Origin of the sequence: Stenotrophomonas sp. AR029, from assembly GCF_047520695.2 — a bacterium.
Taxonomy (GTDB): domain Bacteria; phylum Pseudomonadota; class Gammaproteobacteria; order Xanthomonadales; family Xanthomonadaceae; genus Stenotrophomonas; species Stenotrophomonas sepilia.
In genome coordinates this window covers 13,855-32,325 of the sequence record NZ_JAXBQQ020000003.1, presented here as the reverse complement: position 1 = coordinate 32,325, position 18,471 = coordinate 13,855, and the positions used below count along the sequence as shown (strand labels likewise).

At 69.4% G+C, this 18,471-nt stretch carries 12 protein-coding genes; 6 read left to right on the top strand and 6 right to left on the bottom strand.

What is annotated here, in order from left to right; translation table 11 throughout:
- Positions 1-170 precede the first annotated feature (170 nt).
- Genes recC through recD form a run of 3 tightly spaced genes read left to right on the top strand, consistent with a single transcriptional unit; the run spans position 171 to position 9,072 of the window.
- Positions 171-3,518, top strand: a complete 3,348-nt coding sequence (gene recC / locus ACM0PB_RS12410) for an exodeoxyribonuclease V subunit gamma (RefSeq protein ID WP_111126906.1) — start codon at positions 171-173, stop codon at positions 3,516-3,518.
- Positions 3,515-7,195: an exodeoxyribonuclease V subunit beta gene (gene recB / locus ACM0PB_RS12405; protein WP_414604816.1), complete on the top strand. Its 3,681-nt coding sequence runs from the start codon at positions 3,515-3,517 to the stop codon at positions 7,193-7,195. Before recC ends, recB begins: the two co-directional genes overlap by 4 nt.
- Positions 7,192-9,072: an exodeoxyribonuclease V subunit alpha gene (gene recD / locus ACM0PB_RS12400; protein WP_414604817.1), complete on the top strand. Its 1,881-nt coding sequence runs from the start codon at positions 7,192-7,194 to the stop codon at positions 9,070-9,072. Before recB ends, recD begins: the two co-directional genes overlap by 4 nt.
- Positions 9,073-9,199: 127 nt before the next feature.
- On the opposite strand, the gene ACM0PB_RS12395 is transcribed toward recD, so the two are convergent.
- The 6 genes from ACM0PB_RS12395 to ACM0PB_RS12370 form a co-directional block, all read right to left on the bottom strand.
- On the bottom strand, positions 9,200-9,595 hold the full coding sequence (locus ACM0PB_RS12395; RefSeq protein WP_065186604.1) for a hypothetical protein: 396 nt from the start codon (positions 9,593-9,595) through the stop codon (positions 9,200-9,202).
- Between the two features lie 94 nt (positions 9,596-9,689).
- Positions 9,690-11,729 (bottom strand): FUSC family protein, encoded by a 2,040-nt coding sequence (locus tag ACM0PB_RS12390; RefSeq protein WP_329844225.1) that lies wholly within the window; start codon positions 11,727-11,729, stop codon positions 9,690-9,692.
- A 3-nt stretch (positions 11,730-11,732) separates the two neighbouring features.
- Entirely contained in the window at positions 11,733-13,202 is a 1,470-nt protein-coding gene (locus ACM0PB_RS12385; RefSeq protein WP_111174917.1) for an efflux transporter outer membrane subunit, read from the bottom strand.
- On the bottom strand, positions 13,199-14,116 hold the full coding sequence (locus ACM0PB_RS12380) for an efflux RND transporter periplasmic adaptor subunit (protein WP_065179028.1): 918 nt from the start codon (positions 14,114-14,116) through the stop codon (positions 13,199-13,201). The genes ACM0PB_RS12385 and ACM0PB_RS12380 overlap by 4 nt, the downstream gene beginning before the upstream one ends.
- Positions 14,113-14,322 (bottom strand): DUF1656 domain-containing protein, encoded by a 210-nt coding sequence (locus ACM0PB_RS12375; RefSeq protein WP_025875651.1) that lies wholly within the window; start codon positions 14,320-14,322, stop codon positions 14,113-14,115. The genes ACM0PB_RS12380 and ACM0PB_RS12375 overlap by 4 nt, the downstream gene beginning before the upstream one ends.
- Before the next feature lie 109 nt (positions 14,323-14,431).
- The gene (locus tag ACM0PB_RS12370; protein ID WP_414604818.1) at positions 14,432-14,887 is read right to left on the bottom strand and encodes a MarR family winged helix-turn-helix transcriptional regulator; all 456 of its coding nucleotides are present in this window, start codon (positions 14,885-14,887) and stop codon (positions 14,432-14,434) included.
- Positions 14,888-15,576: 689 nt separating this feature from the next.
- Here ACM0PB_RS12370 and folE point away from each other — a divergent pair.
- The 3 genes from folE to ACM0PB_RS12355 all read left to right on the top strand — a co-directional run bounded on the left by folE (position 15,577) and on the right by ACM0PB_RS12355 (position 18,458).
- On the top strand, positions 15,577-16,188 hold the full coding sequence (gene folE / locus ACM0PB_RS12365; protein ID WP_065179742.1) for a GTP cyclohydrolase I FolE: 612 nt from the start codon (positions 15,577-15,579) through the stop codon (positions 16,186-16,188).
- 112 nt (positions 16,189-16,300) lie between these two features.
- Complete coding sequence (locus tag ACM0PB_RS12360; protein WP_053496749.1) at positions 16,301-17,770, top strand: DUF3375 domain-containing protein; 1,470 nt, start codon at positions 16,301-16,303, stop codon at positions 17,768-17,770.
- Positions 17,757-18,458, top strand: coding sequence for a DUF4194 domain-containing protein (locus ACM0PB_RS12355; RefSeq protein ID WP_005421303.1), 702 nt, complete (start codon positions 17,757-17,759; stop codon positions 18,456-18,458). Before ACM0PB_RS12360 ends, ACM0PB_RS12355 begins: the two co-directional genes overlap by 14 nt.
- Positions 18,459-18,471 lie beyond the last annotated feature (13 nt).

Genomic DNA, 18,471 nt, shown 5'->3' with positions numbered 1-18,471 from the left:
TAGACATCGAAGGATCGGGCCCATCGGCTGAACATAAGCAGACTGGACGGTCCAGTATTGTGGCACGGCATGACCCTTGCCAGGCCGGGACAATCGGCCGGCAGCGCGGAACAATCCGTACCGGCGATGGGCTGGCCATTGAATACTGCCTGCCGTGCTGCACACTGTGCATGATGAGTGACCCGGGCAGCGATTTCCGCCTCTACCATTCCAACTCCCTGGACGTGCTGGCTGCGCTGCTGGCACGCAACGTGCGTGTGCCGGTTCCGGGCCAGCCGTTGCTCGCGCCGGAGGTGGTGCTGATCCCGCAGGTGGCGATGCGGCGTTGGCTGCAAGCGACACTCGCTGCCGAGTATGGCGTGGCCGCCAACCTCGAGTTCCTGACCCCGGGCGAGTTCGTTGCCCGTGCACTCAATGCCAATGTGCCGGGCGAACGCGACGACCTGGACGCGGCGGGCCTGCACTGGAAGCTGTACCAGGCACTGCGCGACCCGGCGCTGCTGGCGCAGCCACCGATGCGCGCGCTGCAGTCCTATCTTGCCGGCGGCGACGCCCTGAAGCCGTGGGCACTGGCCGGTGAACTGGCGTCGGTGTTCGAGAAGTACCAGGCCTGGCGCCGCGACTGGTTGCTGCGCTGGGAGGCCGGCGCCGACCCGGCCGACCCGCAGGCGATCCTCTGGCGCACCATCGCCCATGGCCGCGACTACCGCGCGCGCCGCATCCAGGCGTACCTGGATCGCTTCGAGGGTGCCGGCCAGCCGCTGCCGCAGGGCCTGCCACCGCGGATGTCCGCGTTCGCGACGCTCAACATCTCGCCCGACGTGCTGCGGGTGATGGCCACCCAGGCGCGGGTGGGCGAGCTGCACTTCTATATGCCCACTCCGGTGCAGTCGTACTGGGGTGACCTGCAGACGCTGGCCGAGCGCCTGCGCAGCGGCGCGCCCGATCCCTTCGGTGAAGCGGCCGGTGAGAACCGCCTGCTGGAGGCCTGGGGTGCGGCCGGCCGCGACTTCATGGCGGTGCTGGGCAGCTACGAGGTGGTGCACCCGGCCGGCGAGATTGCCGCGTATTCGGATCCGGAAGAAGACACCCGGCCGACCCTTGACGAAGGCGGCCTGTCCGACAGCCTGCTGCATCGCCTGCAGCGCGATCTTTTCCATCGCCGCGCGTTGCCCTCGGGCGAGCTGCGCGATGGGCTGCGCAGCGACGACCCCAGCCTGCAGGTGCATGCCTGCCACACCCGGCTGCGCGAGCTTCAGGTGCTGCACGACCAGCTGCGCAGCCTGCTGCAGGACCCTCGCTTCGACCCGCCGCTGCAGGCGCGCGAGATCGCGGTGCTGGCGCCGGACATCGATCCCTATGTGCCGTACCTGGAGGCAGTGTTCGGCGGCCGCGGCGGCGAGGAGGAGCACATTCCCTACGCGCTGGCCGACAGCAGCCCACTGGCAGGAGAGCCGCTGGCCGATGTGTTCGTGCACCTGCTGGGCCTGCCGGTCTCGCGTTTCGGCCTGAACGAAGTGCTGGACCTGCTGGCCAGCGCGCCGCTGGCCGAAGCGGCCGGACTGGAGGCGGTGGACTTCGATCGCCTGCACGGCTGGCTGCAGCAGGCCGGCGCACGCTGGGGCCTGGATGCGAAGCACCGCAACCAGCACCAGGCGCCGGCCGACGACGCCTACACCTGGCAGTTCGCACTGGACCGCCTGGTGCTCGGTCACGCCACCGGCAGCGAGGCGGACCTGGCCGGCGTGGCGCCGTGGATCGAACTGGAAGGCGGCGCGCTGGAAGCACTGGACCGGCTGCTGCGGCTGCTGCGCGTGCTGGCGGTCTACCAGCGTCGCCTCGGCGAGCTGCTGACCCCGGCGCAGTGGCGGCAACGGCTGCTGTCGCTGCTGGACGCGCTGCTGCCGACCGCGCCCAGCTCGCCCAACAGCCAGCGTGCCCTCGAGCGCCTGCGCAAGCTGCTGAATCAGTTCGCCGACGATGCCGCCAAGGCCGGTTTCGAAGATGGCGTGCCGCCTGAGGTGGTGCGTTCGCACTTCGCCGGCGTACTGGGCGAGGCCGATACGCGCGCGCCGCTGCTGACCGGTGGCATCAGTTTCGGCCGCATGGTGCCGATGCGCCTGCTGCCGTTCCGGGTGATCTGCGTGCTCGGTCTCAATGACGGCGATTTCCCGCGCCGTGACCCGGCCGCGGGCCTCAACCAGCTCACCGCCGAGCTGGACACGCCACGCCGCCGCCCGGGCGATCGCTCCACCCGCGAAGACGACCGCTTCCTGTTCCTGCAGCTGTTCGCCGCCGCGCAGGAGGTGTTCTACCTCAGCTACCTCGGCGCCGATCCACGCGATGGCAGCGTGCGTGAGCCGTCGGTGCTGGTCAGTGAACTGATCGATGCCGCCGCCGCGTATCACCTCGATCCGCCTGCGGCGGTCCGCGACTTTACCGTGCGCCATGCACTGCAGCCGTTCTCACCGGCGGCGTTCGGAGAGGGTGATCCACGCCGCTTCAGCTATCGGCGGCAATGGCATCCCGCTGCCGGCCGCCTCACCGGCCAGCGTGGTGGCCTGCAGCCGTGGTTCGATGCCCCGCTGCCGCCGCCGCCCGACGATGCCGTGGAAGACGAGCTCGCGCTCGACACCCTGCGCCGCTTCCTGTGCGACCCGGCCGGGCAGTTCCTCGCACAGTCGCTGGGTCTGCGCCTGGCCGACGATGCCGGGGAAGTTGATGACCTGGAACCGCTGGTGCTGTCATCGCGCGGCCCGGAAAAGCGCAGCGTGCAGGCGGCGGTGGTGCGCGCCACGCTCAGCGGTGATACCGAGCCGTTGTACCCGCGGCTGCGCGCGCGTGGCCTGTTGCCGTCCGGTCCATTGGGCCAGCGCCAGTTCGAGGTGGAGCAGCTGAAGACGCGTCCGTATGCCAGTGCGCTGCTGGGCTGGATGCAGGGCGAGCCATTGGAAAGCCGTCGCTACGAAGTGGACATCGATGGCGTGCGCCTGCACGGCCGCGTGGCCGATCGGCATCCCGAAGGCCTGGTGCGGCTGCGCGCCGGCACGCTCAATGGCAATGCAGTGATCCGCCAGGGCCTGGACTGGCTGCTGGCCAACGCCGCCGGCGACGCACTGCCCCTTGTGCAGTTCCACGATGGCGGCGACGCCGGTCCTGGCCCGCATGTACTGCCGGCACTGAGCGCGCCTGCTGCACGCGCGGCGCTGCGCGCGCTGCTGCAGTTGCGCCAGCGCGGCCTGCGTGAGCCGCTGCGCTTTGCCCCGTATACGGGCTGGGCGCTGTACAACGCGCCGGCAGAGAAACAGCGCAGCGAGGGCTGGAAGCAGTGGCACGGCAGCGACCGCAGCTGGGGTGAATCCAGCAGCGACGCCTGGCAGCTGCTGCTGCGGGGGGCCGACCCGTTCGCCTCCGATGCCAGTTATGCCGACCTGCTGCGCAACAGCCAGGTGGTCTTCAGCGCGGTGCGCGAAGGCCGCACCCTCGGCGCCGAAACGCGCCAGGAGGGCAGCGCATGAGCCCCGCCTTCATCGATGAGCGAGCCCAGTGCATGGCGGTCGATCCCTATCTGGCCCTGCCGCTGGATGGCATCCGCCTGATCGAAGCCAGCGCCGGTACCGGCAAGACCTTCACCCTGGCCACGCTGTTTACCCGCCTGGTGGTAGAGCAGGGCCTGCGCATCGGCCAGATCCTGGCGGTGACCTTCACCGATGCGGCTACCCAGGAACTGCGCAAGCGCATCCGCGAGCGCCTGGCGCTGGCGGCGCGACTGGTCGATCTGGAACCGGTCGAAGGCGAAGCACCGGACGTGCGGCTGACCCGCGAGGTGCTGCAGCGCCATCTGCAGGGAGGTACCGAGCGCGCCACCGCACTGAAGCGCCGCCTGCAGGTCGCCGCCGATGAGATCGACCTTGCGTCCATCTTCACCATCCATGGCTTCTGCACCCGCGTGCTGCGCGAGCATGCGCTGGAGAGCGGCCACACCTTTGATCCGCCGGAGCTGCTGGCCAGCGACCGTGAGTTGCTGGAAGCGCTCGCGGCCGACCTGTGGCGGGTATATGCCAATGACCCGGCCACGCTGGAACCGCTGACCTGGCTGTGGTCCACCCCGGACGCACTGGCCGCCGATCTGCGCGCGCTGCTGGCCGCGCCGCCGCTGCACCCGTTGCCACAGGCGGTGGCGCTGCCCGATCCGCAGGCCGCCCTGCAGAGTGTTGCCGAAGAGCTGTCCGCAAGCGTGCGCGAGCATGGCGAGCAGTTCTTCATCGACCTCTGCGATGCGGTCGACAACAAATGGATCAACGGCGTGTCGTACAAGCTGGGCTGGCTGCACCCGCTGGGCCGGCAACTGCTGGGCTGGGCCGAACGCGCCGACCCGCGCGAGCTGCTGACCAGCGAGCGCCTGCCGGCACTGCTGCCGGAGGCGCTGGCAGCCAAGACCAACAAGAAATTCGCCGAGCGCACGCCATCGTCGCCATTGCAGGCGCCGTTGGCCCGCTATGTCGCGCTTCTGGCCGAACGCGATGCCTGGCTCCGTGCCACCGCGTTGAACTTCCTGCACGTGCTTCGCGACGAAGCCAGACAGCGCCTTCAGGCGCTCAAGCGCACCCGCCGGGTGCAGACCTACGACGATCTGATCGATGGCGTCGCACTGGCCCTGGAAGGCCCGCAGCGCCTGGCATTGGTCAAGCAGCTGCGCGCGCAGTACCGCATCGCGCTGGTCGATGAGTTCCAGGATACCGACGACCGTCAGTGGGGCATTTTCCACACCGTGTTCGGCGATTCACCGGAAGTGCGCGAGCTCGGCCTGGCACCGGCGCTGTTCCTGATCGGCGATCCCAAGCAGGCGATCTACGGTTTCCGCGGCGGTGATATCCACACTTACCTGAAGGCCAAGCGGGTAGCGCAACAGGCGCCGGTGCTTGACCAGAACTTCCGCTCGCGACCGGCCGTGCTGCGCGCGCTGCAGGCGCTGTACGACAACGGTGGCGAAGACGCCTTCCTCGAGCGTGGCATCCAGTTCGAGCCGGTGCGGCCCGGTGGCGTGCGCAGCGATGCGGACTACCAGCGCGACGGCCATGCTGCCCCGGCACTCACTCTGCGCGTGCTGCGCAGTGGCGGTGACAAGGCGATGAGTGCCGATGCCTCGCGCGAAGCAGCCGCCCAGGCCTGTGTGGCGGCGATCCACCAGATCCTGGTCGAGGCGCGCGCCGGCAATGCGGTGCTGCGTGGGCGCCCGGTACAGCCGGGTGACATCGCGGTGCTGGTGCGTTCGCATCGCGAGGCCACGCTGGTGCAGCGCGCGCTGGCCGCGGTCGGCATTCCTGCCGTGGCAGCGGGCAAGCAGAGCCTGTTCGCCACCAGCGAAGCGCGTGATCTGCGTGCACTGCTGCTGGCGCTGCTGCAGCCGGCTGACGAAGGTCGCCTGCGCGCAGCGCTGGCCACAGTGCTGCTCGGCCAGCGCGCCAGTGCGATCGCGGCGATGGAGCACGAGGGCGACCTGCAACGCGGGTTCCAGGCGCAGCTGCTGCATTGGCGCGAGCGCTGGCAGCGCGGCGGCCCGTTCGCGGTGATCGCCGACGTCTGCGCCGCGCAGGGCGAGCGCCTGCTGGCGCTGATCGATGGCGAGCGCCGCCTGACCAACTACCTGCAGCTGGGCGAACTGCTGCAGGAAGCCTCGGCGCAGGCGCTGGGCATGCACGGCCTGCTGGACTGGCTGCAGGGCCAGATGGCCAGCGCCGACCAGGATGACGAGCAGCAGCTGCTGCGCCTGGAATCGGATGCGCGCCGCGTGCAGATCATCACCCTGCACAAGAGCAAGGGCCTGGAGTACCCGCTGGTGTTCCTGCCCTTCGTGGGCATCGACGGCGGTGCGCCCAACACCGCCTCGCACTGCACGGTGCATGTGGGCGGCCAGCGCCAGCTGCACTGGAAGCTGGGCAAGGACGAGGCCTGGGAAGCGGCCACTGCGCAGCGCGAGCGCGAGCAGCGTGCCGAGGATGCCCGCCTGCTGTATGTCGGCCTGACCCGCGCCGAGCACGCGCTGTGGATCGCCGTGGGTGATCTGGCCGGGCTCGGCAGGACGCGGCTGGCACCGCTGCTGGGTGACCTGCAGGCGCTGCGCGCGCATGCCGATGTGCGCATCGATGACAGTGAGGTACCGGCTGCGCTGCCGCAGCTGGCGGCCGAAGTGGAAGGGGATCTTCCGGCGGTGCGTGCACTGACCCGGCGCGTTCCGCACGACTGGTGGGTGTACAGCTTCACCCAGCTGGCCCACGCCGATGCCGGCGCGGGCAGTGACATCGAAGCCGCTGCCACCGCGCTGCCGGCGCCGGCAGCCGACGAACCCACCGGCCCGGAGCTGCCGCTGGAACCGGCACTGCCGGAAGCCGCCGCGGAGGCCGAGGACAGCGCGCCGCTCGACCCGCGTTTCATGGGCAGCCGCTTCGGCAACGTGCTGCACGAGGCAATGGAAAACGTCGACTTCGCCGCATGGGCTGACTGGCAACCAGGCCGGGAAGCTCCCGAGGGCCAGGCCGAGGTGCTGCGCAAGGCGCTGCACGATGAGGGCTATGCCGACGTCGATCTGGACGATGGCGTAGCGGTGCTGGTGCCGCTGGTGGGCCACACGCTGACCGTACCGCTGCCCGAAGGCGGTGCGCTGTACAGCCTCGGTGAAGGCGAGCGCCGCGCCGAAATCGACTTCCATTTCGCCATCGAGGCGACCACCGTGCCGGCGCTGCTGCAGGTGCTGCATGCGCACGGTATTTCCAGTGGCCGCCGCGGCTTCGGCCAGCGCCGCCGCCTGGAGGGGCTGATGACCGGCATGATCGACCTGACCTACGTGCGTGATGGCCGGTGGTACGTGCTCGACTACAAGTCCAACCGCCTGCCCGGCTACAGCCCGGACCTGCTGGCCATTGCCATGCGCCACAGCGAATACGATCTGCAGGCGCTGATCTACACCGTGGCCCTGCATCGCTGGCTGCGCTTCCGCTTGGGCGCCGCCTACGACTACGAGCGCGACATGGGCGGCATCCGTTACCTGTTCTGCCGCGGCCTGGATGGCACGGGCAACGGCGTGCACGTGGATCGTTTCCCGTTCGCGCTGGTGGATGCACTCGACGCGCTGTTCGCCGGCGGCGAGCAGGCCCAGGCCCAGCTCGCCGCGCGTGCCCGTGGAGCCAGCGCATGAGCCTGCTGAAGGAACTTCATCAGAAGGGCCTGCTGCGTACCCTCGACCACGCATTGGCGACCAGCCTGCAGCGGCTGCGCGACGACACGCCCGACAGTGTGGCACTGGCGGCGGCGCTGGCTTCGCTGGCGGTGTCCCAGGGCCACGCCGCGTTCGATCCGGCACAACCGCAGCGGTTGCTGGAAGGCGTGCCCGAGTGGCCCGCCGCGCAGGCCTGGCTGGCGCAGCTGCGCGCATCGCCATGGGTGGCCACACCGGAGCAGGCTGACGCCATCGCCGGGGATGCCCCCTTGGTGCTGGAGAACGGGCTGCTGTACCTGCGCCGCTACCGCGAGTACGAGCGCCAGTTGGCCACCGGTCTGCAGCGCATCGGCCGGCATCCGCTGCCGGCGCCGGACATGGCAGCGTTGGCGCCATTGTTCGCGCAGCTGTTCCCGCACGCATCGCACGGCGAAGATCACCAGGCACGCGCAGCCGGCGTGACGCTGCGCCATCCGCTGGCGCTGGTCACCGGCGGCCCCGGCACAGGCAAGACCACCACCATCGCACGCCTCTTGCTGCTGCTGGCCGCGCAGGCCCGGCACGCCGGCCAGCCGCTGCCCGAGGTGGCGCTGGCCGCGCCCACCGGTCGCGCCGCCGAGCGGATGGCCGAGAGCCTGCGCATGGCCGTGCAACGCCTGCAGGAACAGGGACTGGATCCGACGCTGTGCGCGGCACTGCCCAGCAGCGGCACCACCCTGCATCGACTGCTCCGCGTGATTCCCGACTCACCACGCTTCCGCCACCACACCGACAATCCGCTGGCGGTGGACGTGGTGGTGGTCGACGAAGCGTCGATGATCGATCTGCCGATGATGGCCAAGCTGGTCGATGCAGTTGCCAGCGGCACCCGCCTGATCCTGCTCGGCGACCCCGATCAGTTGCCGTCGGTCGAAGCCGGTGATGTGCTCAGCGCGATCCTGCGCGCCAGCGGCGATGGCATCGGCACCCGCGCCGACGATGCGCTGGCGCTGCATGGCCTGCTGGCACCGGCCACCTTGCAGCCGCAGGCCGCACCACGCGCCTTCGCCGGCCGTCGCGTGCAGCTGCAACGCGGCTACCGGCAGAGTGATGCGCTGGACCTGGCACCGCTGGCGCATGCCGTGCGTGAAGGTGACAGCCGCACTGCATTGCAGCTGCTGCGCGGTGGTGGATTGGCTGGCGTGCACTTCCACGAAGGTGAGGCGGACCCGCTGCGTGGCCAGCGTGAGCACCTGCTGGGCCACTGGCGTGCACTGGCCGAGGCCGCGGATCCGGTACGTGCCCTGCAGCAGGCCGGTCGCCTGCGCGTGCTGACCGCGCTGCGCGAAGGCCCGCAAGGTGCGCGCGGGCTGAACAGCCGTATCGAGCAGCTGCTGGCCGGCAATACCCCGGGCTACTTCCAGGGCCGCCTTCTGCTGGTCACCGAGAACAGCTACCGGCACCGCCTGTTCAACGGCGACATCGGTATCTGCCTGCGCGACGACAGCGGCGCGATCGTGGCCTGGTTCCCGGGCGACACCGTCGAGCAGCCACGCGCCTTCCACCCGGCCGCACTGCCCGCGCACGAAAGCGCCTTTGCGATGACCGTGCACAAGGCACAGGGCTCGGAGTTCGATGAAGTGTGGCTGCAGCTGCCACGCCAGGACAGCCGCGTGCTGTCGCGCGAGCTGGTCTACACCGGCCTGACCCGCGCCCGCCAGGTACTGCATGTGGCCAGCAGCGCCGACGTGCTGCAGGCCGCACTGAAGCGGCACGCCAGCCGGTTGGGCGGCCTGGCCTGGCGGTTGGGTGCCGAAGATGTGGCCGAACAACCGGCACCCATCGAACAGCCCACGGTGCAGGGCACGTTGTTCTGACGCGGGCGTGATGCGCTGCCTGTAGAGCCGGGCCATGCTCGGCTGATGGGCCACGGAGTCGAGCGTGGCTCGACTCTACAAAAGCGCGCTTCGATCGTTCTGGTGGTCATCCACGCATGGCGTGGATCTACGCGATGAGTACCAACCCATCAGGAAACACGATCGCCGCTTCATCCGCACTCACGTCGAAGAAGCCCACGCCGTGCTTCTCGGCCAGATCCTGCACCCGCCCGTGCGCGCGCTCGGCCACCGAGTAGGCGAACGCGCCGTAGATCACCTGCCGGCCGATGCTGTACTCGGTCACCTCGGCGCGGTCGTCATCGTCGTTGCTCAGTGGTCCGTTCAACGGCGGGAATTCCTGCGCCATCTCCGTAAACCACGCCTGCAGCGCCGGGCTGCTGACTGCCGGGTCGTCGTACTCGTGGCGCTCGTTCCACTGCGTCTGCTTTTCGAACCAGGCGATGAAAGCCGCCGCCTCGCGTGGCGCGGCGCTGGCCTCGAACACCATCATGTCGTAACTCATTGGAGCTTCCTGTGCAGAGCAGGGGTCAGAGCCTTCGCCCGCGGCGAAGGATCCGACCCCGGCAACGGGGTCTGTGGACGCACAGGGTAGCGCGCTACGGCTGCGTCGCCGTGTCCATGGCCAGGCCCGGCGCCAACGCCTTGGCCTCCGGGAACAGCGCGAAGCGCAGGCCGACCAGGCCCATCAGCGCCTCGTCGCGGGCCTTGCACGCCGCCACGCTGCCAACCCGGCCCAGCGAGGTATCCAGCCGCTCGCGCAGCGCCTGGTCTGCAGCAATCGGCCTGCGCGCCGCGATCTGCCGCCGGTAGTGCCCAGCGATCTCTTCCAGGATGTGCTCGACGGCTTCGCGGCTGCGCTCGGGCAGTTCCAGCCGTGCACGACGCAGCTGCAGGATGTTCAGGCCGATGCGCGCCTCGTTGAGCATGTCCACCGAGGCAATGTCGCTGCCCTCCGGCGTCGCTGCCAGGCGCGGTGCGAGCAGGCCCAGCAGGTCGAGCATGCGTGCGGCGAAGCGCTGCCGATCCTGCTGGCCACGTCCTTCGGCGGCTTCGGCCAGCGTGGTCCAGCCCTGCCGCACCAGCCGGCGCGCGGTCCACTCGGCACCTACCGAACGGAACAGGCGGGTCATCACCACTGCAAAGCCAATGCCGATGAACATCGCGATCGACGAATTGAGGAAGGTCTGGATGTTGGCGCTGTAGGTGTTCTGCAGGCTCAGCAACGCAGCCAGATTGACTGTCAGCGGCAGCGCGAACAGCGCACTCTTGGGATGATGAAGCAGCAGTCCCAGCGGCAGGAAGGCCACCGCCAGCACAAGCGCCAGCAGGCCGAAGTCGTGCACGGCTGGGAACACGCCGAACAGGTACACGCCCGCCACCACCGAGGCGACCATCGCCCACACCAGGAACTGCACCATGCTGGGGGCCGGATCGTCCTGTGCGGCGAAAAATGCGGCCGTCACCGCCGCCATCATCGCGCCGTTGCCGCCGCCTTCCCAGCCCAGCGCGATCCACAGCACGCAGTAGCTCATCAGCGCTACGCCGGCACTGAGCGCGGAGAACAGCGCCATGCCGTAGTCGACGTGCTTGTCGGCGGCCACGCGTTCGGTGCGGATGCGGTAGTGCGCGCGATCCAACGGCGCCGTGCCCTGGTCGATCGCGTGCTGCAGGGTGCGGCAGTCCTGCCACAGGTCCACCAGTTCTTCCAGGCGCAGCAGCAGGCTGGCCAGCTGCAGGTGCTGCAGGTCGCGGTCCACCTGCGGCTTCAGCGCGCTGATGCGCGCGCGCAGCCGCGCGTACTCGCTGGCGTTGGTCGGGCCATCCAGCCACTCGCGGATGTCGTCGACCAGCGCCGGCAGCCCATCCGGCAGGGCCTGCCCATCGCTGCGCAGCGCGCTCAGGCGATCGGCGATCGACGACAACACCGGCAACAGCAACAGCATGCGCTCGCGCAGCCGCTCCATCGACACCGCAGACCCGGCATGGCGTGGATCGTCGCGGCGCAGGAACTCGATCAGTGCCTCGAACTGCACCAGGTCGGCAGCCAGCCGGTTGCGCGGCGCATGCGCGCGGCCACGCTCAAGGATCTGCCGGCACCACTGCGCAGCGTCCTCCATCCAGTTGCCGATCCGGGCGCGCAGCATCGGCCGCACCGAGGCCGGGAACAACAGCGAGGCGAACAGCACGGCCACCACCGTGCCGAGGATGATCTCCTCGCTGCGCGCCACCACGGTGTCGAAGATGGTCTCCGGCGAAGTTACCGCCGGGAAGCCGATGAAGGCGGTGGTGTAGCCGGCCAGCAGGAACGCGTAGCCGCGAGGGCCGCGATTGAGCAGGGCCATGAACAGGCAACCGGCCAGCCAGATCGACATCGCCGCACTCAGCACCAGCGGGGTTTCCACCAGCGCCGGCAGTACCAGCAGCGTGGCCAGCCCGGCCACCAGGGTGCCGACAATGCGGTACACGCCCTTGGCGCGGGTCGGGCCCAGCAGCGGCTGGCTGACGATGTACACCGTGCCCATCGCCCAGTATGGGCGCGACAGGTTGCCGGCCATGGCGATGTACAGCGCGGCCACCGCGGCCAGGTAGGTCTTGATCGAGAACAGCCAGGCCTGGCGATCGGTCAGCGCGTTCATGGCTTACTTCGCCGTGGCCTGTGCGGTGGACGGTGCAGCCGGGGCAACCGATGCCTGCCAGCCGCCACCCAGCACCAGGAACAGGTGGATCTGGTCGCGCGAGACCTGCGCTTCGGCGGCGGCCAGGGTGGCGTCGCTGCTGGCCAGGCTGCGGTCGGCATCCAGGCTGGACAGGTAGGGTGTGCGGCCGCCCTGGTAAAGCCGGCGGTTCTGCTCGGCGGCCAGCGCGGCCTGCTCCTGCGCCACGCGCAGCGATTGCAGCCGGCGCAGGTCCTGCGCATAGCGGTCCAGCGCGGTCTGGGTCTCGCGCAGTGCCTGCAGCACGGTGTGGTCGAACTCGGCCAGGGCCGCGTCGGCACCGGCTTCGGCGGCGTGGATGCGGGCATGCGTGCCCGAAGAGGGCAGTGTCCACGAGATCAGCGGGCCGATCGACCACTGCTGGGTCATCGGCGTGCCGAAGTCTTCCAGCAGGCCGGCGGCGCCCACTGAGGCACCCAGACGGATGTCCGGATACAGCTCGGCGGTGGCCACGCCAATCCGCGCCGTGGCCGAGGCCAGCTTGCGTTCGGCCTGGCGCACGTCCGGGCGGCGCTGCAGCAGCGCACGGCCATCACCGACCGGCAGCGGCTGCGCCAGGCCGGGCGCGTGCGCGCAGTCGATCACCCCGGCCGGCAGCTGGCCCGGGGTCTGGCCCAGCAGTGCGGCCAGCGAATAGGCCGCGGCCGAACGCTGCGCGCGCAGCGGCGGCAGTGCCGCCTCCAGCAGCGCCACCTGCGCATTGGCCCGGGCCAGTTCCGGCGGTGTGCCGCGGCCGGCGGCGATCAGGCGCTCGGTAACGGTGCGGCTGCGCTGCTGCAGCTGCAGCGAATGCTCGGCCACGTGCAGCTCGTGGTTGGCGTGGCAGATCTCCAGGTAGCTGTCGGCCACCTGCGCGACCACGCTGACCTGGGCCAGGTCACGTGCTGCGGCAACCGACTGTTCGTCGGCTCGCGCCGCTTCGGCGCCGCGCTTGAGCTTGCCGAACAGGTCGAACTGGTAGCTGACCGCGAACTTGCCATCGGCCAGGTTGATCACCGGCAGCTCGTGCTCCTGCAGGAACGATTCGGCCGACAACTGCGCGCGGCTGACGCCGGCCTCGGCCTCGTACTCGAAGCCGCCCGCGTCCAGCGCCTGTTCGTACACGGCGGCAGCGCGGCGCAGGTGCGCATCGGCGGCCTTCAGTTCCACGTTGTCACGCAGTGCCTGGGTGATCAGCCCGTCCAGCACCGGGTCGTTGTACAGCGACCACCAGCGGTCGGGCAGCGCCTGGTTGGCGGCAATCTGCGGGTTCTGCGTATCGATGAAGGCCGCATTGGCCTCCGGGCGCTTGAACGCCGAACCTTCCGGCAGTGCATAGTCCGGGCCGACGGTTTTGCACGCGGCCAGGCTGGCCAGTGCGACGATCAGGCCGAGACGGGGCAGGGCGGCGTTCACAGGCCCGCCTGTGTCGGCGAAGTGCCGGCCTTGCCGTTGTGCGGATGGCGGCCGGTGTCCACGGTCACCGTGGCGGTACGGCCGGCAATCAACTCAACGCCCTTGGGCACTTCGTCGATGGCGATGCGCACCGGGATGCGCTGCGCCAGCCGCACCCAGTCGAAGGCCGGGGTCACGTTCGGCAGCAGGGTGCTGCCGTTGCTGCGGTAGCGGTCCTCGATACCGGCGGCAATGCTCTCGACATGGCCGTGCAGCGGTGCCGATTCGCCCATCAGGCGGATGTCCACGCGCTGCCCCGGCGCCACGCCGCGCAGTCGGGTTTCCTCGAAATAGCCATCAATGCGGAACGAGCCGGTATCCAGCAACGCCAGCACCGGCTTGCCGGCCACCACGTAGTCGCCCACGCGCATCGTGCGGTCGTTGACGCGGCCATCGGCCGGCGCGCGCACCTCGGTGCGGCCCAGGTTGAGCTCGGCCAGGTCGACCGCGGCCTGTGCGGTGGCCAGCGCCGCCTGTGCAGCCTGCAGCTTGGCGCGGCGCACTTCGGCATCCTCGGCGGCGACCAGGTCCTGCAGGCTGCGGTCGCGGCCGATCTCGCGGCGCAGCTGTGCCACCGAGGCCTGGCGCTCGGCCAGGCTGGCCTTGGCCTGCTCCAGCGCGATGCGGTAGCGGGCGCGATCGACGACGAACAGCAGGTCGCCCTTCTTCACCGCCTGGTTGTCGGCCACGTTCACCGTTTCCACCAGCCCGGACACGTCCGGCGCCACCTGCACCACGTCGGCGCCGACGTGGGCGTCGCGGGTCCAGGGTTCATCCATGTAGTAGACCCACAGCTGGCGCAGCACCAGCAGGGCGACGATCACGGCTGCGCTGGTGAGCAGCACCGGCAGGGTCTTCTTCACGATCTTGTTCACGATTGCATCCAACGCAGGAGGTGGAACAGCAGGCCAAGCACGATCCCGTACAGCGCTAGGTTGAACAGCGCCGGGTGCCATACATGGCGGTAGGCGCCGGCACGCTGCAGCAGCGCGTGCAGGCCGCTGTTGACCAGATAGGCCAACACCATCAACCCAAGCAGGGTCGGGACGAACACTCCGTGGAGACTGAATTCACCGGGCATCGGTAGGGGGCGGGGACGAGGTGGGGGAGGGGAGGGACAACGAAACAACAGCAACGGGCAAAAGCCGCTGGCGTGTGCACGGCAGCGGCGGTGTTCGGGGGCAGCGCTCTTACGTGATGCTGTCGGCGGCCTCGGCCAGCAGGCGCCATGCCTTCAGCACGGCGTGCAGTTCATCCATGGAAAGCTCGCCGAACACGTCCTGGCGCAGGCCGATCAACTGATCTTCCAGTTCGCTGACCAGCGCATGGCCCTCGTCGGTCAGCCACAACAGATTGGCGCGGCGGTCGCTGGCGTCGCTCTCGCGGCGGACCAGGCCACTGGCACACAGCTTGTCCAGCAGGCGTACCAGCGAAGGCCCTTCCATGCCCAGCTGCTGGGCCAGCGCCACCTGGCGGATGCCACCGCCGGAGCGGCCGATCATCAGCAACGGCATGGTGCAGGCGGTGGAGATGCCGTAGCTGCCGAGCCGGCTGTCGGCAAGGCGCTGCCACTGCCGCCCTGCATAAAGCAGGCCGGAGCTGAGCTGCATCTGCAGCACGGTGCGCTCGTCGAGGGGTCGGTCCATAAGAGATAGATAGGATACTACTAATTTCATTCCTATCAATAGGTTTTTCTGAATGGGTGGGGTGTTAGGAAAGCGTTGCGCCTGCCTGGTGTCGGGTGGGGCAGCGGGCGCCGGACGGTGCAGGACACGCCGTGAACCCCCCTCCAGGGTCCGGCCCAGCCGCTGGCGGCTGTGCGTTCGGGCGCTTGCGAGGCATGCCTCGCAAGCAAAGCGCCCTCACCCTTGGGGGGCTCGGCCGCGGCATCCATGCCGCGGACGGTCCTGCCCCGCCCGGCCCCCGCTTCCCTCCCATCAGCCCGCGGACGCGGTGGGTTGGCTCTTTGGAGGCAGGAGCAGCAGCCAAAGCTGTGCGGACCAACGGTCCGCACCTACCACAGCAGTCGCGCAGTCGCGCGGCGCTTCCGAAGCCATGAACCCAAGCTTTTGACCCCGCTTTCGGGCGGTTCGGCCGCGCCCGCAGGAAACCGTCAAGGAGGGGGGAGAGGGGGCTGCGCAGGACCGTTGGCGCCATGGATGGCGCCATCGAGCCCCCATGGACGGGTTTACGGCGTGTCCTGCGCAGCCCCCTCTCCCCCTCCAAACCGATAGCAACGAGGCGCCGCAAGAACCCCCCGATGAACCGTCCCAACAGGACGACCCACCCCCCGGTCGGGTACGATGCTCGCCCCCCGTTCGGGACGCTGTACGCAATGAGCAAGAACAACGAAAAGGCCGCCCAGCAGGGCGACGTGACCCAGGACCAGGCCGAGGATGCCGTGCGCACCCTGCTGCGCTGGGCCGGTGAGGACCCGTCCCGCGAAGGCCTGCTGGATACCCCCCGCCGTGTCGCCGAAGCCTATGGCGACTGGTTCAGCGGTTACCGCGATGACCCGCGCGCCTACATGGAGCGCACCTTCGAGGAAGTGGCAGGCTATGACGAACTCATTGTCCTGCGCGACATCGAGTACGAAAGCCACTGCGAACACCACATGGCGCCGATCATCGGCCGCGTGCATGTCGGCTACCTGCCGGCCGGCAAGGTGGTGGGCATCAGCAAGCTGGCCCGCGTCGTCGAAGCCTACGCCCGCCGTTTCCAGGTGCAGGAGAAGATGACCGCGCAGATCGCCCAGTGCATCCAGGATGTGCTGCAGCCGATCGGTGTCGGCGTGGTCGTCGAAGGCGCCCACGAATGCATGACCACCCGTGGCATCCACAAGCGCGGCGTCAGCATGGTCACCTCCAAGATGCTGGGCAGCTTCCGCGACGACGCGCGTACCCGCGCCGAGTTCCTGCGCTTCATCGAAGTGGGCGGCAAGCGCTGAGCCGCCTGCCCGCACCCCGCCGGCCCCTGCGGGCCGGCATGCCCACGGATGCCGGCGCGGCCGCCGTGCGTGGCTGCCCCTCCCCGCCAGCCCTCATGACTCCTTTCGCTGCATGAAGCATCGCGAACGCATCTCCCGTTACCGCCATCTGCGCGAACAGCCCCAGTGGAAGCTGCTCGCCGCCGACCACGCTCCGGAAATCATCGGCCTGCTGCAGGGGCTGTTGATGGACGGCGAGCGCACCCTGCCTTCGTCGGTGCTCAACGAGCGCCTGCAGCGTGCGCTGGATCAGCTCAATAGCGACGAACTGTCGCGCGAGCTGCCGCGTACCGCGCAGGCCTACATCGCGCACTGGCTGGCCCAGGGCTGGCTGGAACGCCGCCTGCCCGAGGGCGCCGACCAGGAGCAGTACGAGCTTTCGACCGCGGCGCTTCAGGCGATCCGCTTTGCCGACGGCCTCGAGCAGGCCCGTGTGGCCGCCACCGAGAGCCGGCTGGCGCTGGTCATCGAACAGCTCTCGCAGCTGGCCGCGCAGACCGAATCCGATCCGGACGCCCGCCTGTCGGCGCTGCGCGACGAGCGCGACCGGATCGACGCCGAGATCGCCCGTGTCGGCGCCGGCCGTGTGATCGCGCTGGACGGCAAGCGCGCGCTGGAACGTGCGCGCCAGATCATCGGCCTGGCCGACGAGCTGACCGAGGACTTCCGCCGCGTGCGCGACGACTTCGAGCAGCTCAACCGCGAGTTCCGCGAACGCATCATCGACGACGAGGGCGAGCGCGGCGATGTGCTGTCGCAGCTGTTCGAAGGCGTGGACGTGATTGGCGAAAGTGATGCCGGGCGTAGCTTCCAGGCCTTCTGGCGCCTGCTCAACGACGCCGAGCAGAGCGCCCAGCTCGATGCCGCGCTGGAAGCGGTGCTGGCGCGTGGCTTCGCCCGCCGCCTGGACCGCAACGAACGCAACTTCCTGCGCGGCTTCACCAGCACCATGCTCGAGCGCGGTGGCCAGGTGCACGATGTGCTGCAGAACTTCGCGCGCAGCCTGCGCGGCTTCGTGCAGAGCCGTGGCTATCTGGAACAGCGTCGCCTCAACCAGCTGCTCAAGCAGGCGCAGTCCGAAGCGCTCGCTCTGCGCGACGAGTTCCCCGCACAACGCGGCATCGGCCGCGACCTGCAGCTGACCACCAGCCGCCTGCGCTCGTGGTCGCAATGGAAACTGCACGATCCGCGCAGCGCCCAGGTCGATGGCAACGTCGAATACAACGACGCAGCCGCGATCAGCCTGGAAAGCGTTGGCGATCTGGTCGCTTCGTCCGAAATCGACTTCCGTACCCTGCGCCGCGACCTGCACGACCTGCTCGATGCACAGCCGCGGCTCAGCATCGCCCAGGCCCTTTCGCAGCGCGAAGCGCCGCAGGGTCTTGGCAGCGTCATCGGCTACCTGTCGCTGGGCACGCGCTTCGGCAACGTGATCGCCGGCGAGCAGGAGCTTGCGCAATGGCGTGGTGGCGACGGCCAGATCCGTCGCGCCCGCATCCCGCTGGTTTGGTTCACCCAGGAGAGACGCCATGAGCTGGCATGAAGATCCCATCGACGCACCGCAGGCCGACGTGGCGGAAGACGCCTACGAGGCCGAGCCGGTGGCGGCCGTGGCGCAGCCCCGCCGTGGCAACGACGTGTACTACCTCGGCGATACCGGGCGCCTGCCGCTGGATGCGCGCCGTGCGCTGTGCCAGCTGCTGATCGGCCCCAGCATCGACCAGCTGCGCCACGCCAAGCTGTGGCCGGCGCTGATCCGCAGCGAGGCGGCCATCCGCTCGTCGCTGGCCGACCTGTTCCTGGAACTGGTGCTCGACCGCGACAGTGGCGTGGCGTTCACCCGCCAGGCCGATACCGAAGACGTCGATGCGCCGGTGCTGCTGCGCACCTCGCCGCTGACCTTCATCGACTCGGTGCTGCTGCTGTACCTGCGCCAGCAGCTGGCCGAGGCCGATGCGCGCGGCAACCGCGCGGTGGTCGCCGACGCCGAGATGGCCGAAGCGCTGGCCATCTACGAAAAGAACCTGTCCACCGACCGCGCCGGCTTCAACCGTCGCGTCGCATCGGCGGTGCAGAAGATGAAGGACAACCACATCCTGACCCGCCTCAGCGGCCAGGAAGACCGCCACGAAGTCTCGCCGGCGCTGAAGCTGCTGTTCTCCGCCGAAGACGTGTCCCAGCTTTCGGCGGTCTACCGCCAGCTGCGTGAAACCCCGGCCGCCGAGGCCTGAGAGACCCGACCAT

Bases quoted from the DNA above. Each gene is read 5' to 3' on its own strand.
- recB (WP_414604816.1), top strand. From the start codon at position 3,515: ATGAGCCCCGCCTTCATCGATGAGCGAGCCCAGTGCATGGCGGTCGAT.
- recC (WP_111126906.1), top strand. From the start codon at position 171: ATGATGAGTGACCCGGGCAGCGATTTCCGCCTCTACCATTCCAACTCC.
- ACM0PB_RS12370 (WP_414604818.1), bottom strand. From the start codon at position 14,887: ATGGACCGACCCCTCGACGAGCGCACCGTGCTGCAGATGCAGCTCAGC.
- recD (WP_414604817.1), top strand. From the start codon at position 7,192: ATGAGCCTGCTGAAGGAACTTCATCAGAAGGGCCTGCTGCGTACCCTC.
- folE (WP_065179742.1), top strand. From the start codon at position 15,577: ATGAGCAAGAACAACGAAAAGGCCGCCCAGCAGGGCGACGTGACCCAG.
- ACM0PB_RS12395 (WP_065186604.1), bottom strand. From the start codon at position 9,595: ATGAGTTACGACATGATGGTGTTCGAGGCCAGCGCCGCGCCACGCGAG.
- ACM0PB_RS12390 (WP_329844225.1), bottom strand. From the start codon at position 11,729: ATGAACGCGCTGACCGATCGCCAGGCCTGGCTGTTCTCGATCAAGACC.
- ACM0PB_RS12360 (WP_053496749.1), top strand. From the start codon at position 16,301: ATGAAGCATCGCGAACGCATCTCCCGTTACCGCCATCTGCGCGAACAG.
- ACM0PB_RS12375 (WP_025875651.1), bottom strand. From the start codon at position 14,322: ATGCCCGGTGAATTCAGTCTCCACGGAGTGTTCGTCCCGACCCTGCTT.
- ACM0PB_RS12355 (WP_005421303.1), top strand. From the start codon at position 17,757: ATGAGCTGGCATGAAGATCCCATCGACGCACCGCAGGCCGACGTGGCG.